24 protein-coding genes are annotated in these 14,247 nt (G+C 42.5%); all 24 read right to left on the bottom strand.

Annotated features, from left to right (window positions below):
* Positions 1-40: 40 nt before the first annotated feature.
* The 24 genes from secY to fusA all read right to left on the bottom strand — a co-directional run bounded on the left by secY (position 41) and on the right by fusA (position 14,245).
* Positions 41-1,333: a preprotein translocase subunit SecY gene (gene secY / locus CSV61_RS04940; protein WP_083034248.1), complete on the bottom strand. Its 1,293-nt coding sequence runs from the start codon at positions 1,331-1,333 to the stop codon at positions 41-43.
* Complete coding sequence (rplO, locus tag CSV61_RS04945) at positions 1,333-1,773, bottom strand: 50S ribosomal protein L15 (RefSeq protein WP_083034249.1); 441 nt, start codon at positions 1,771-1,773, stop codon at positions 1,333-1,335. Before rplO ends, secY begins: the two co-directional genes overlap by 1 nt.
* 32 nt (positions 1,774-1,805) lie before the next feature.
* Positions 1,806-1,988: a 50S ribosomal protein L30 gene (gene rpmD, locus CSV61_RS04950; RefSeq protein WP_083034250.1), complete on the bottom strand. Its 183-nt coding sequence runs from the start codon at positions 1,986-1,988 to the stop codon at positions 1,806-1,808.
* 13 nt (positions 1,989-2,001) lie between these two features.
* Complete coding sequence (rpsE, locus tag CSV61_RS04955) at positions 2,002-2,502, bottom strand: 30S ribosomal protein S5 (protein ID WP_083034251.1); 501 nt, start codon at positions 2,500-2,502, stop codon at positions 2,002-2,004.
* Between the two features lie 22 nt (positions 2,503-2,524).
* The gene (gene rplR / locus CSV61_RS04960) at positions 2,525-2,887 is read right to left on the bottom strand and encodes a 50S ribosomal protein L18 (protein ID WP_083034252.1); all 363 of its coding nucleotides are present in this window, start codon (positions 2,885-2,887) and stop codon (positions 2,525-2,527) included.
* Positions 2,888-2,920: 33 nt separating this feature from the next.
* Entirely contained in the window at positions 2,921-3,460 is a 540-nt protein-coding gene (gene rplF / locus CSV61_RS04965; RefSeq protein ID WP_083034253.1) for a 50S ribosomal protein L6, read from the bottom strand.
* A 30-nt stretch (positions 3,461-3,490) separates the two neighbouring features.
* Positions 3,491-3,889, bottom strand: coding sequence for a 30S ribosomal protein S8 (gene rpsH / locus CSV61_RS04970; protein ID WP_029053265.1), 399 nt, complete (start codon positions 3,887-3,889; stop codon positions 3,491-3,493).
* Between the two features lie 30 nt (positions 3,890-3,919).
* On the bottom strand, positions 3,920-4,105 hold the full coding sequence (locus tag CSV61_RS04975; RefSeq protein WP_008298870.1) for a type Z 30S ribosomal protein S14: 186 nt from the start codon (positions 4,103-4,105) through the stop codon (positions 3,920-3,922).
* A gap of 20 nt (positions 4,106-4,125) precedes the next feature.
* Entirely contained in the window at positions 4,126-4,665 is a 540-nt protein-coding gene (rplE, locus tag CSV61_RS04980; protein WP_099638310.1) for a 50S ribosomal protein L5, read from the bottom strand.
* Positions 4,666-4,691: 26 nt separating this feature from the next.
* On the bottom strand, positions 4,692-5,003 hold the full coding sequence (gene rplX, locus CSV61_RS04985) for a 50S ribosomal protein L24 (RefSeq protein WP_083034254.1): 312 nt from the start codon (positions 5,001-5,003) through the stop codon (positions 4,692-4,694).
* Positions 5,004-5,038: 35 nt separating this feature from the next.
* Entirely contained in the window at positions 5,039-5,407 is a 369-nt protein-coding gene (gene rplN, locus CSV61_RS04990; protein ID WP_029053268.1) for a 50S ribosomal protein L14, read from the bottom strand.
* Positions 5,408-5,445: 38 nt separating this feature from the next.
* Positions 5,446-5,709, bottom strand: coding sequence for a 30S ribosomal protein S17 (gene rpsQ / locus CSV61_RS04995; protein ID WP_029053269.1), 264 nt, complete (start codon positions 5,707-5,709; stop codon positions 5,446-5,448).
* A 17-nt stretch (positions 5,710-5,726) separates the two neighbouring features.
* Positions 5,727-5,927, bottom strand: coding sequence for a 50S ribosomal protein L29 (gene rpmC, locus CSV61_RS05000; RefSeq protein ID WP_025783856.1), 201 nt, complete (start codon positions 5,925-5,927; stop codon positions 5,727-5,729).
* Positions 5,917-6,351, bottom strand: a complete 435-nt coding sequence (gene rplP, locus CSV61_RS05005; protein ID WP_029053270.1) for a 50S ribosomal protein L16 — start codon at positions 6,349-6,351, stop codon at positions 5,917-5,919. Before rplP ends, rpmC begins: the two co-directional genes overlap by 11 nt.
* 1 nt (position 6,352) lies before the next feature.
* Positions 6,353-7,015, bottom strand: coding sequence for a 30S ribosomal protein S3 (gene rpsC / locus CSV61_RS05010; protein WP_029053271.1), 663 nt, complete (start codon positions 7,013-7,015; stop codon positions 6,353-6,355).
* A 3-nt stretch (positions 7,016-7,018) separates the two neighbouring features.
* On the bottom strand, positions 7,019-7,363 hold the full coding sequence (gene rplV / locus CSV61_RS05015) for a 50S ribosomal protein L22 (RefSeq protein ID WP_037561627.1): 345 nt from the start codon (positions 7,361-7,363) through the stop codon (positions 7,019-7,021).
* A gap of 20 nt (positions 7,364-7,383) precedes the next feature.
* Positions 7,384-7,662: a 30S ribosomal protein S19 gene (gene rpsS, locus CSV61_RS05020; RefSeq protein ID WP_083034255.1), complete on the bottom strand. Its 279-nt coding sequence runs from the start codon at positions 7,660-7,662 to the stop codon at positions 7,384-7,386.
* Positions 7,663-7,722: 60 nt separating this feature from the next.
* On the bottom strand, positions 7,723-8,553 hold the full coding sequence (gene rplB, locus CSV61_RS05025) for a 50S ribosomal protein L2 (protein ID WP_083034256.1): 831 nt from the start codon (positions 8,551-8,553) through the stop codon (positions 7,723-7,725).
* Positions 8,554-8,586: 33 nt separating this feature from the next.
* Positions 8,587-8,874 (bottom strand): 50S ribosomal protein L23, encoded by a 288-nt coding sequence (rplW, locus tag CSV61_RS05030; protein WP_083034257.1) that lies wholly within the window; start codon positions 8,872-8,874, stop codon positions 8,587-8,589.
* Entirely contained in the window at positions 8,874-9,497 is a 624-nt protein-coding gene (gene rplD / locus CSV61_RS05035) for a 50S ribosomal protein L4 (RefSeq protein WP_083034258.1), read from the bottom strand. Before rplD ends, rplW begins: the two co-directional genes overlap by 1 nt.
* Before the next feature lie 25 nt (positions 9,498-9,522).
* The gene (gene rplC / locus CSV61_RS05040) at positions 9,523-10,152 is read right to left on the bottom strand and encodes a 50S ribosomal protein L3 (RefSeq protein WP_083034259.1); all 630 of its coding nucleotides are present in this window, start codon (positions 10,150-10,152) and stop codon (positions 9,523-9,525) included.
* Between the two features lie 38 nt (positions 10,153-10,190).
* Positions 10,191-10,499: a 30S ribosomal protein S10 gene (gene rpsJ / locus CSV61_RS05045; protein WP_029053278.1), complete on the bottom strand. Its 309-nt coding sequence runs from the start codon at positions 10,497-10,499 to the stop codon at positions 10,191-10,193.
* Positions 10,500-10,860: 361 nt separating this feature from the next.
* Complete coding sequence (tuf, locus tag CSV61_RS05050; protein WP_029053279.1) at positions 10,861-12,048, bottom strand: elongation factor Tu; 1,188 nt, start codon at positions 12,046-12,048, stop codon at positions 10,861-10,863.
* 118 nt (positions 12,049-12,166) lie between these two features.
* Positions 12,167-14,245: an elongation factor G gene (gene fusA / locus CSV61_RS05055; protein WP_083034261.1), complete on the bottom strand. Its 2,079-nt coding sequence runs from the start codon at positions 14,243-14,245 to the stop codon at positions 12,167-12,169.
* Positions 14,246-14,247 lie beyond the last annotated feature (2 nt).

Below are 14,247 nucleotides of genomic sequence, written 5' to 3' on the forward strand. Positions count from 1 at the left end.
TTGCCCTCCATTTGTTAACAATAGGTCAGGCTATTGCTTTTTATTTCATAAAGCCTCTGTAATGTCTCTTCACTAATTGTGATTCTAATTGCTTCATTGATTCAAGGGCAACCCCTACTACAATGAGCAAGCTCGTTCCGCCGATTTGAGCGGATTGAGGCAGATTCGCCAAGTTGATGAAGAAGATTGGCATAACCGCTACGACGGCTAGGAAAATCGAGCCGACGAACGTTAGTCTATACAGAGTACTTGTTAAGTACTTTTGAGTGTTTGCTCCTGGACGAATTCCTGGAATATATGCACCTTGTTTTTTCAGATTTTCTGCCATATTTTCTGGATTCACTTGAATGAATGCATAGAAATACGTAAATGCGATAATAAGTGCTACATATAAAATCATTCCGATTGGATTCGTATAATCGAAGATCCGAATAATCGTTTTAGTTACACTGTTCTCACCGAAAAATGGAGCGATTTGTTGTGGCGTAATGAAGAATGCCACCGCAAAGATTACCGGGATAACTCCTGCAGCATTCAATTTCAAAGGTAAATGTGTTTGTTGACTTGCAACAGACTGATTGCGTCCCGAGACACGTTTCGCATATTGAATCGGAATTTTCCGCAATGCTTCTTGGAAGTAAATAACTCCGACCACAATGGCTACGATCACGATTAGCAGTAAGACCATTGTTGCAATTCTAATAAATAGTGCATCTCCAGCGTCTTGAATTTGCGTTACATACAACTGATTAACAGCATTTGGAATGCCGGCAACAATCCCTGCAAAGATAATGATGGAAATACCATTCCCCACGCCTTTTGCAGTAATTTGTTCGCCAAGCCATAAAAGGAAAGCTGTACCAGCAGTCAACACAATCGCAATTGTAATATACGTAGATACGCTATTGTCTTGAATCAGTGTACCACCAAATGTTTGGTTGAAACCAAACGACATGGCCAGTGCTTGAATAAAGGCTAGAGCGATCGTGAAATATCTTGTGAATTGTGCAAGTTTACGTCTTCCGACATCACCTTGTTTTGACCACTCAGTAAACTTTGGAACAACATCCATCTGCAAGAGTTGTACAATGATGGATGCCGTGATATACGGCATAATCCCCATTGCAAAGATCGAGAAGTTGGATAATGCTCCTCCACCGAATGTGTTCAAGAATCCGATAAACTGGTTATCCGATTGTTGTAAAGCAGTTGCATCAACGTTTGGAACCGGAACAAATGTCCCTAGTCTAAAAACGATGAGCACTAGGAGGGTGAAAATTATTTTAGACCGGATCTCCTTCACACGCATGAAATTAGAGATTGTCTGAAACATTATACCACCTCTGTTTGCCCGCCTGCTTTTTCAATTGCTTCTTTTGCAGAAGCGGAGAATTTGTTAGCACGTACTGTGATCTTCTTATCAAGTGTTCCGTTACCCAGAATCTTGATGCCAGACTTAGCATTGCTTACAACACCAGTTTCAATTAGCAATTCCGGTGTTACTTCCGTGCCTTCTTCGAAACGATTTAATGTATCAAGGTTAACGATGGCATAATCTTTACGATTGATGTTCGTGAACCCACGCTTAGGAAGTCGTTGGAAAAGAGGAATTTGTCCACCTTCGAAACCAAGACGTACACCGCCGCCTGAACGAGCGTTTTGACCGTCATGACCTCTACCAGAAGTCTTACCTGTTCCAGATCCAATACCACGACCAACGCGTTTGCGGTTTCTGCGAGATCCCTCAGCTGGTTTTAGCTCATGTAATTTCATCTTATCGGCACCTCCTTATTGTAAAATAGTACTTAAATTTCTTTAACGGTTACCAAGTGGCTAACTTTTGTGAGCATACCACGGATGGCATCATTGCTTTGATGCTCAACTGTTTGATTTAACTTTCGAAGGCCTAGTGCTTCAATTGTTTTACGCTGTGTTGGCTTTGAACCAATAACACTTTTCGTAAGGGTGACTTCAAGTTTGTTCGTCATTGTATTTCCCCCCTTAACCTAACAGTTCTTCTACGGATTTACCACGCAATTTGGCAATGTCTTCTGCGCGTTTCAAATTCTGCAACCCTTCGATTGTTGCACGTACCATGTTGATTGGTGTGCTTGATCCAAGAGATTTAGAAAGAATATCCGTGATGCCTGCAAGTTCAAGTACCGCACGGACAGGTCCACCTGCGATAACACCAGTACCCGGAGCAGCTGGCTTGATGAGGATTTGTCCTGCACCAAAGCGTCCGATTACTTCATGTGGAGTTGTACCTTTGACCATTGGCACTACAATCAAGTTTTTCTTCGCATCTTCAATTGCTTTACGGATTGCATCTGGAACTTCTTGTGCTTTACCAGTACCAAAACCGACACGACCATTTTTATCTCCGACTACGACAAGTGCAGTGAAGCGGAAACGACGTCCACCTTTTACAACTTTCGCAACGCGGTTGATCGTTACTACGCGTTCTTCAAACTCACTTTTGTTCTGATCATTACGACGCATGAAATATGTCCCTCCCTCTTAATTAAAATTCCAGACCATTTTCGCGTGCAGCGTCAGCTAATGCTTTTACACGGCCGTGGAAAAGATATCCGCCGCGGTCGAATACAACCGTTTTGACGTCTTTTTCAACAGCTTTCTTTGCAATAAGCTCGCCGACTTTAGCTGCAGATTCAGTGTTACCTGTAGATCCTGCCTCAACATCTTTATCTCTTGTAGAAGCGCTAACGATTGTTACGCCATTCAAGTCATCAATCAATTGTGCATAGATGTGCTTGTTTGAACGATAAACGTTTAGACGTGGACGCTCTGCAGTTCCGCTGATTTTCGTACGCACACGTGCGTGACGCTTTCTACGGACAGCGTTTTTATCTTGTTTCGTGATCATCGGAGTCACTCCTTCCAAATACCTCTAGCGGTATTATTTACCTGTTTTACCTTCTTTACGACGAACGATTTCGCCTTCATAACGAATACCTTTGCCTTTATACGGCTCTGGTGGACGTACTTGACGGATGTTAGAAGCAAGAGCACCTACGTGTTCTTTGTTGTATCCGCGAACAATTACTTTCGTGTTCGCTGGAACTTCAACTTCTACACCTTCTTCTGGTGTGAACTCTACTGGATGTGAATAACCTACGTTCAATACAAGTTTCTTCCCTTGCATAGAAGCACGATATCCAACACCAACTAATTCAAGTGTGCGTTCAAAACCTGTAGATACTCCCACTACCATGTTGTTAAGAACAGAGCGTGTAGTACCGTGAATTGAACGGTGAGCTTTTGATTCAGAAGGACGAGTAAATGTAATTACGTTGTCTTCTTGAGTGATCGTAATTTCTTTATCTAATTGTCTCGAAAGTTCACCTTTCGGACCTTTAACAGTAGCGAAGTTTTCATCTGAAATTGTTACAGTAACACTCTCAGGAACTTCGATCTGACGATTACCAATACGGGACATTCTATTGCACCTCCATTCAATTGTTGCTAATTACCAAACGTAAGCGACGACTTCTCCGCCGACTTGTTTAGCGCGGGCTTCTTTGTCTGTTAATACACCGTTTGATGTAGAAACTAGTGCAACACCTAAGCCGTTAAGTACTTTAGGTACTTCGTTTGATTTAGCATATACACGAAGTCCTGGTTTAGAAATACGTTTCAAGCCATTGATAACGCGTTCGTTATCTTGACCGTATTTTAGGAAAATGCGGATGATGCCTTGTTTGTTATCTTCCACGTATTCCACATCACGAACGAAACCTTCTCGTTTTAAGATCTCGGCGATTTCTTTCTTTACGTTTGAAGCAGGTACCTCAAGCTTCTCGTGGCGAACCATGTTCGCATTACGGATGCGTGTAAGCATATCTGCAATCGGATCACTCATTGTCATTTGAATTAACCTCCTTCCCTAATTAGGGGTTTACCAGCTGGCTTTTTTAACGCCAGGAAGTTGTCCCTTGTATGCAAGTTCGCGGAAACAAATACGGCAAAGTTTAAATTTGCGATATACTGAATGTGGACGACCACAACGTTCGCAGCGTGTATATTCTTGTACTTTGTACTTTGGCGTACGTTTCTGTTTAGCGATCATAGATTTCTTAGCCACGTTTTCGCCTCCCTATTATTTTACTTTTGGAATGGCATGCCACACTGTGCAAGCAACTCACGTGCTTCTTCATCAGTGTTAGCTGTCGTCACGATGACGATATCCATCCCTCGTACTTTTGATACTTTATCGAAGTCAATTTCAGGGAAAATAAGTTGCTCTTTCACACCAAGAGTATAGTTACCGCGACCGTCAAACGCTTTTTTAGAAACGCCACGGAAGTCACGTACACGTGGTAATGAGATTGAAACTAATTTATCGAGAAACTCATACATACGCTCACCGCGAAGCGTTACTTTTGCTCCGATCGGCATACCTTCACGTAAACGGAATCCTGCGATAGATTTTTTCGCTTTAGTAATGACTGGTTTTTGACCTGAAATAGTTGCAAGATCCTCTACAGCTGCATCAAGTGCTTTTGTATTTTGGACAGCATCACCAACACCCATGTTGATAACGATTTTATCTACTTTAGGTACTTGCATAACAGATGTATATTCAAACTTGCTCATTAGAGCAGGTGTGATTTCTTTAAAAAACTTCTCTTTCAAACGACTCATCAGTCGGACCTCCTTTCATGCAATACTTACTTATCCAGTGATTCACCGGATTTTTTTGCAATACGTACTTTTTTACCGTCTTCCATTTTATAACCTACACGAGTCGGCTCGCCTGTTTTAGGATCGATTGCCATCACGTTTGAGACATGAATTGTAGACTCTTGGCTTACAATTCCGCCCTGTGGATTTTCTTGGTTCGGTTTTGTGTGTTTTTTGACGATATTAATACCTTCAACAAGCACACGGTCTTTTTTCGGATAAGCAGTTAGGATCACACCTGTTTTGCCTTTATCTTTCCCAGAGATCACCATTACTTTGTCGCCTTTTTTAACGTGCATTTATCGCACCTCCTTGACTGGCTCTGTCATTAGAATTAAAGAACTTCTGGAGCAAGTGAAATGATTTTCATAAAGTTGCTGTCGCGTAGTTCGCGAGCAACCGGTCCGAAAATACGTGTTCCACGTGGCCCTTTATCATCACGGATAATAACGCAAGCATTCTCATCGAATGTAATGTATGAACCGTCTTTACGACGAACTCCACTTTTCGTACGAACAATGACCGCTTTAACGACGTCACCCTTCTTAACAACGCCACCTGGTGTTGCCTTCTTAACCGTAACAACAACTACATCACCGATGTTAGCTACTTTACGACCTGATCCGCCTAGTACTTTAATTGTTAGTACTTCGCGTGCACCAGAGTTGTCAGCAACTTTCATTCTACTTTCCTGTTGAATCATCGAGGTTACCTCCTTCCGAAATCTGGGTTAAAAACCAATTAGATGATGATCGCTTTTTCAACGACTTCTAGAAGACGGAAACGCTTAGTTGCCGATAATGGACGAGTTTCCATAATGCGAACAACATCGCCGATTTTCGCTTCGTTTAGCTCATCATGAACTTTAAGTTTCTTAGAGTACTTTACACGCTTACCGTATAAAGAATGTTTTTTGTATGTTTCTACCATTACCGTTACGGTTTTATCCATTTTATCGGAAACCACACGGCCTGTGTATACTTTGCGCTGGTTACGCTCAGTCATGGCTGCAACCTCCTTCATCAGTTATTTGCACTGATTTCTCTTTGTCGTATTACAGTTTTCATGCGCGCAATCGATTTGCGTACTTCACGGATGCGTGCAGTGTTTTCTAATTGACCTGTCGCTAACTGGAAGCGAAGGTTGAAAAGCTCTTCTTTAAGTGATTTCACTTTTTGCTCGATCTCTGCAGTTGTTAAGTCACGAATTTCATTAGCTTTCATTAGACTCACCACCAATTTCTTGTCGTTTTACAAACTTGCTTGTTACAGGAAGTTTGTGCGATGCAAGTCTAAGTGCCTCACGAGCAACCTCTTCTGAAACACCTGCAATTTCGAACATTACTCTACCAGGTTTCACAACTGCAACCCAGCCTTCAACAGCACCTTTACCGGAACCCATCCGGACTTCTAGAGGCTTTTTAGTATATGGTTTGTGCGGGAAAATATTGATCCATACTTTACCGCCACGTTTCATGTAACGAGTCATAGCAATACGAGCAGATTCAATCTGACGGTTTGTGATCCAACTTGCTTCTAGAGCTTGAAGACCATATTCACCAAATTGAACTGTAGCGCCACCTTTTGTTTCACCACGCATTTTCCCACGGAATACACGACGATGTTTTACACGTTTAGGCATTAACATATTATTTGCCTCCTTCCCCAGAGTTCTTCTTAACTTTTACTGGAAGGACTTCACCACGATAAATCCATACCTTTACACCAAGCTTACCATAAGTAGTATCAGCTTCAGCATGTGCATAATCTATATCTGCACGTAATGTATGAAGAGGGACAGTTCCTTCACTGTAGTGTTCTGCACGAGCGATATCAGCACCGCCGAGACGACCAGACACTTGTGTTTTGATTCCTTTTGCGCCAGAACGAATAGTACGTTGGATCGCTTGTTTCTGTGCACGACGGAATGATACACGACTTTCTAATTGACGAGCGATTGATTCTGCGACTAATCTCGCATCCAAGTCAGCACGTTTGATTTCTACGATGTTGATGTGTACACGCTTGCCTGTGATCTCGTTAAGTTGCTTACGAAGTGTTTCTACTTCGGAACCACCTTTACCGATAACCATACCTGGCTTTGCAGTGTGGATTGTAATGTTAACACGCTTAGCAGCACGTTCAATTTCAACTTTTGAAACTGATGCTTCAATAAGACGCTTTTCGATGTATTCACGGATCTTTAAGTCTTCATGTAGTAAGGACGCATAGTCTTTTTCCGCGTACCATTTTGAGTCCCAGTCACGGATGACGCCTACACGGAGTCCATTAGGATGTACTTTTTGGCCCACTAATTACCCCTCCTTCTTTTCAGATACCACTAATGTGATGTGGCTTGTACGTTTGTTAATCGCACTCGCACGACCTTGTGCACGTGGACGGAAACGTTTCATTGTTGGTCCTTCGTCTACGAATACTTCACTGACGATTAAGTTCTCAGTATCCATTTCGTAGTTGTGTTCAGCGTTTGCAATTGCAGATTTCAATAATTTTTCCACGACTGGAGATGCCGCTTTAGGCGTAAGTCGTAGAATAGCCATAGCTTCACCTATATTCTTGCCGCGGATAAGATCAACGACCAAACGAACTTTGCGAGAAGCAATACGGACTGTGCGTACAGATGCTTTAGCTTGTTGCATCAGGATAACCTCCTCTCAAATTAGCGTTTTGTTTTCTTATCGTCGGCACCATGGCCTCTGTATGTGCGTGTAGGTACGAATTCACCTAGTTTGTGACCTACCATATCTTCTGTTACATAAACAGGTACGTGTTTACGTCCATCATATACTGCAATCGTTAATCCGATGAAAGTCGGGAAGATTGTTGAACGGCGTGACCATGTTTTAATAACTTGTTTCTTTTCTGCATTTTTTTGTGCGTCAACCTTTTTTAGTAAATGGTCATCTGCAAAAGGTCCTTTTTTCAAGCTGCGGCCCATTCTGGAACCTCCTTCCGAGTATGTACTACGGTCCATCTACTGAACCGCAGTGCAATAACATTATTTTTTACGACGACGAACGATAAACTTATCTGATTTCTTGTTCTTCGTACGTGTCTTGAATCCAAGAGTTGGTTTACCCCAAGGAGTAACAGGACTTGGCATACCGATTGGCGTACGTCCTTCACCACCACCGTGTGGGTGATCATTAGGGTTCATTACAGATCCACGAACAGTTGGACGTTTGCCTAACCAACGTGAACGACCTGCTTTACCAATGTTGATCAATTCGTGCTGTTCGTTACCAACTTGACCGATTGTAGCACGGCAAGTAGCAAGAATCATACGAACTTCACCTGACTGTAGACGAATGATGACGTATTTGCCTTCGCGTCCTAGTAATTGAGCTGATGTTCCTGCTGAACGAACTAGTTGTCCGCCTTTGCCTGGCTTCATTTCAATGTTGTGAATCGTAGATCCCATAGGAATGTTCTCTAATGGTAGAGCGTTTCCTACGCGAATATCCGCTTCAGGTCCTGAAATGATTGTGGAACCTACTGTCAATCCTTTAGGAGCAAGGATATATTTCTTTTCTCCATCTGCATAGTTGATTAATGCGATGTTTGCTGAACGGTTTGGATCGTATTCGATCGTAGCAACGCGTCCTGGAATGCCATCTTTCCGACGTTGGAAATCGATGACACGGTATTGGCGCTTATGTCCTCCACCTTGGTGACGAACTGTCATTCTACCTTGGTTGTTACGTCCGCCTTTACGCTTTACTGGTGCAAGCAATGATTTTTCCGGTTTGCTAGCTGTAATCTCAGCAAAGTCAGAAGAAGTCATGTTACGACGTCCGTTGGAGGTAGCTTTGTACTTCTTAATCGCCATTTTGTGTTCCCTCCTTCATTTAGTATGAGTTAATTACATTTCAAAAAGTTCGATATCTTTGGAATCTGTAGTTAGTGTAACAATTGCCTTGCGGCGTTTGTTCGTATAACCAGCATGTTTCCCCATACGCTTGAACTTACCTTTGTAGTTCATCACGTTAACTTTTTCTACTTTAACACCGAAGATTTCTTCAACAGCTTGTTTCACGTGCGTTTTGTTCGCGCGTGTATCAACTTCGAATGTATATTTTCTTAAGTCTTCCATTTGTTCAGAAGAACGCTCGGTAATGACCGGACGTTTCAGAATATCACGTGCTTCCATTAACCAAGCACCTCCTCGACTTTTTCTATTGCTGCTTTTGTCATAACTAGCTGGTCATGTCCGACTAAGTCAAGAATGTTAATACCATTCGCTGAAATGACGCTGATTCCCGGAATATTACGAGCAGACAACGCTACTGTTTCTTCTGGATCAGCTGTAACAAATAATGCTTTCTTAGTAATTGAAAGATCTTCAAGAACTTTTACAAAGCCTTTTGTTTTTGGTGCATCAAATGCTAAGTTTTCTAGAACGATTAATTCTTCAGCTGCTACTTTCGTAGAAAGAGCGGATAGAAGTGCTAAACGGCGAACTTTCTTAGGCATTTTATAGCTGTAGCTACGTGGTGATGGACCAAATACGATACCGCCTCCACGCCATTGTGGTGATCTGATTGAACCTTGACGAGCACGACCTGTACCCTTTTGACGCCACGGTTTACGACCGCCGCCTGCCACTTCCGCACGAGTTTTAACCTTGTGATTACCTTGGCGTAAAGAGGCTTGTTGTTGAACAATTGCTTCGAATAATACTGCTTCATTCGGCTCGATTCCAAAAATCGCATCGTTTAGTTCGATGTCGCCGACAGCAGAACCTGTTTGACTTACTACAGATACTTTAGGCATTCCTGTTTCCTCCTTTCTGTTTTACTCAGTTTCCTTTGATAGCACTTTTCACTTGTACAAGTGATTTACGAGCGCCAGGAACGTTACCTTTTACTAATAACAAGTTGCGCTCAGCGTCAACTCGAACGATTTCAACGTTTTGGATCGTTACTGTTTTGCCACCAGTACGTCCAGGTAATTTCTTTCCTTTGAATACGCGTTGTGCATCGACTGCTCCAAGTGAACCTGGTGCGCGGTGGAAACGTGATCCGTGAGTCATTGGTCCACGTGAGTAACCGTGGCGCTTAATAACACCTTGGAATCCTTTACCTTTTGAAACTCCTGTAATGTCTACTACTTCGCCTTCTGCGAACGTATCGACTTTGACTTCCTGACCAACTTCGTATGCACTAACGTCAGCTCCGCGAACTTCGCGAATGAAGCGCTTAGGTGCCGTGTTAGCTTTTGCTACGTGGCCTTGCTCAGGCTTGTTTGAAAGCTTTTCACGTTTATCATCAAATCCTATTTGGATTGACTCGTAGCCGTCTGTTTCGATTGTCTTCTTTTGAAGTACAACGTTTGGAGCAGCTTCAATCACTGTTACTGGGATTAGATCGCCGTTTTCAGCAAATACTTGCGTCATTCCGACTTTTCTTCCTAAGATTCCTTTGGTCATTAGTCACACCTCCTGTAATATTGTTTGTTTTTTATGTTTTATAGTTTAATTTCGATGTCGACGCCTGATGGTAAATCAAGCTTCATAAGTGCATCCACCGTTTGTGGTGTTGGATTCACGATATCGATTAAACGTTTGTGAGTACGCATTTCAAATTGCTCACGTGAATCTTTATATACGTGAACAGAACGCAATACCGTGTAAACTGATCTTTCAGTTGGCAACGGAATTGGACCTGAAACACTAGCTCCAGAACGTTTAGCCGTTTCAACAATCTTTTCAGCTGACTGATCGATCATTCTGTGATCGTAAGCTTTCAATCTAATACGAATCTTTTGTTTTGCCATTACTTTCCCTCCCTTTCGCCTATTTTCTAGACAATTCTCCACGAAAATTTTCCTTACACGCGCCATGGCAAAGCGGCCGGGTGTATCGGTAACCTCTCGCTTCATCGCAGTCAAAGACCAACATTCAACATTATACATAATATAAAAGGTTTGCGCAACCCTTTTGAAGAAATTAGTTTAACTTTTAATCCGTTTACTATCCTACCACCTTTTCTTGCAATTTGCACGTGATTTGAAGGTCGTTTATAGAATCCCATTTACATTTCTCTGTACAGTGGCTCGGGATACGCTCGGATATACGTTACTGACTTTGGTATTACTGAAAACAAAAAAATCCCGCCTTAAAGGCGGGATCAAAAAATTATTTTGTGATTGTTGCTACAACGCCAGCTCCAACTGTACGTCCACCTTCACGGATTGAGAATTTAGTACCTTCTTCAATCGCGATAGGAGAAATAAGTTCAACTGTCATTTCAACGTTATCTCCAGGCATAACCATTTCTACGCCTTCAGGAAGTTGAATGATACCTGTTACGTCAGTTGTACGGAAGTAGAACTGAGGACGGTAGTTTGAGAAAAATGGAGTGTGACGTCCACCTTCTTCTTTTGATAGAACATAAACTTCAGATTTGAACTGAGTGTGTGGAGTGATTGTTCCTGGCTTAGCAAGAACTTGTCCACGTTCGATATCTTCACGAGCAACACCACGAAGAAGAGCTCCGATGTTGTCGCCAGCTTCTGCATAGTCAAGAAGTTTACGGAACATCTCTACACCTGTTACAGTTGTAGATTTTGGTTCTTCAGCAAGACCGATGATGTCAACAACATCTCCGACTTTAACTACTCCACGCTCAACACGTCCTGTTGCTACTGTACCACGGCCTGTGATTGAGAATACATCCTCAACTGGCATCATGAATGGCTTTTCAGTATCACGTGTTGGAGTTGGGATATAGTCATCTACAGCTTGCATAAGTTCGATGATTTTTTCTTCCCACTCAGGCTCACCTTCAAGAGCTTTTAGAGCTGAACCTTTGATTACTGGAATATCATCACCAGGGAAGTCATACTCAGAAAGAAGTTCGCGAATTTCCATCTCTACTAATTCAAGTAGTTCTTCGTCATCTACCATGTCACATTTGTTCATGAAGACAACTAGGTAAGGAACACCTACTTGACGAGAAAGAAGGATGTGCTCACGAGTTTGTGGCATCGGGCCATCAGCAGCAGATACTACTAGGATTCCGCCGTCCATTTGCGCAGCACCAGTGATCATGTTTTTAACATAGTCAGCGTGACCTGGGCAGTCAACGTGTGCGTAGTGACGCTTATCAGTTTCGTACTCTACGTGTGAAGTACTGATTGTAATTCCACGCTCTTTTTCTTCAGGTGCGTTATCAACGTCAGCGTATGACTTTGCTTCTCCACCTTGTGCTTTAGAAAGAACTGTTGCGATTGCAGCAGTCAAAGTTGTTTTACCATGGTCAACGTGACCAATTGTTCCTACGTTTGCGTGCTCCTTGGAGCGGTCGAATTTTTCTTTAGCCATTTTAGAGGTCCTCCCTTAATTTGAACAAGTTTAGTTTTTTTAGCATGGAAGCCGAAAGCGTCCCCTCGACTATCCATATCTTACAAGTATTACTTATAGGAAACAAGGATGAACTGTATTATTCACCTTTGTTTTTCTTGATTACTTCTTCAGCGATAGATTTTGGAAGTTCTTCATAGTGATCAAACACCATTGAGAACACTCCTCGTCCTTGCGTGTTTGAACGTAGAGATGTTGCATAACCGAACATTTCAGCAAGTGGAACCATTGCACGAACTACTTGTGCGTTACCACGAGCTTCCATACCTTCTACACGGCCACGGCGTGATGTAATGTCACCCATGATATCGCCCATGTATTCTTCCGGAATGATAACTTCTACTCTCATTGTTGGTTCAAGAATTACAGGATCACATTTTGATGCAGCATTTTTCAAAGCCATTGACGCAGCGACCTTAAATGCCATCTCGTTGGAGTCAACGTCATGGTAAGATCCGTCAAACAGGCGTGCTTTGACATCGATTAAAGGATATCCAGCCAAAATACCGTTATCTAATGAATCACGAACTCCTGCTTCAACTGCTGGGATGTATTCACGAGGAACAGATCCACCCACAATATTATTCACGAATTCGAATCCTTTTCCTTCTTCGTTTGGACCAAATTCGATCCATACGTGACCAAACTGTCCACGTCCACCTGATTGGCGAACAAATTTACCTTCGACTTCAGCTGACTGACGGAATGTTTCGCGGTAAGATACTTGTGGTGCACCCACGTTTGCTTCCACTTTAAATTCACGACGTAGACGGTCGACGATAATATCCAAGTGAAGTTCACCCATACCCGCGATGATTACTTCTCCTGTTTCCTGATCTGTATGCGCACGGAATGTTGGATCCTCTTCTTGTAACTTACCAAGGGCTTGGCCCATTTTATCTTGGTCCGCTTTTGTTTTTGGTTCGATTGCTACAGAGATAACCGGCTCAGGGAATTCCATTGATTCAAGAATGATCAATTGTTTCTCGTCACATAGTGTGTCTCCAGTAGTTGTATCTTTCAAACCAACAGCAGCAGCAATTTCACCCGCGTGTACTTCAGAAATCTCTTCACGGCTGTTAGCGTGCATTTGTAGGATACGTCCTACGCGTTCGCGCTTGCCTTTTGTAGAGTTTGTTACATAAGAACCCGCCTGAAGAACTCCTGAGTAGATACGGAAGAATGTAAGCTTCCCTACGTAAGGATCCGTCATGACTTTAAATGCTAAAGCAGAGAATGGTGCTTCATCAGTTGACTCACGCACTTCATCTTCTTCAGTTTCGGGGTTAAAGCCCATCATTGGTGGTACATCAAGTGGTGATGGTAGATAGTCTACTACCGCATCTAGTACTAGTTGTACACCTTTGTTTTTGAAAGCAGTACCACAAACAACAGGGTAGAATTCGACTGCCAACGTAGCTTTACGAATAGCTGTTGTAATTTCTTCTGTTGTAAGTTCCTCGCCGCCAAGATATTTTTCCATAAGATCTTCATCGAAATCTACAATAGCTTCAATTAGGCTCTCACGGTATTTTTTAGCTAGTTCAAGATGTTCAGCAGGAATTTCTTCCTCTGTAATATCTGTTCCTAGATCATTTCCATACATAGTTGCCTTCATTTCGATTAAGTCGATAATTCCTGAGAAGTTATCTTCCGCACCAATTGGCAATTGGATAGGGTGTGCATTCGCTTGTAGGCGTTCACGTAGTGTACCTACTGAATAAAGGAAATCAGCACCTGTTTTATCCATTTTGTTTACGAATACGAGACGTGGTACTTTATAGTTTGTCGCCTGGCGCCAAACTGTCTCTGTTTGTGGTTCTACACCTGATTGTGCATCAAGTACTGCTACAGCACCATCCAACACACGAAGTGAACGTTCAACTTCAACTGTGAAGTCTACGTGTCCCGGTGTATCGATGATGTTTACGCGGTGACCTTTCCATGCTGCTGTTGTTGCAGCAGAAGTAATCGTGATTCCACGTTCTTGCTCTTGCTCCATCCAGTCCATTTGTGATGCACCTTCGTGCGTTTCACCAATCTTGTGGATTTTACCTGTGTAAAAAAGGATCCGCTCTGTTGTCGTTGTCTTACCAGCGTCAATGTGAGCCATGATACCAATGTTACGAGTATTCTCTAGTGAGAACTCTCTAGCCATTT

Origin of the sequence: Sporosarcina sp. P3 (assembly GCF_002743415.1) — a bacterium.
In the GTDB taxonomy this organism is placed as follows: Bacteria; Bacillota; Bacilli; order Bacillales_A; family Planococcaceae; genus Sporosarcina; species Sporosarcina ureae_A.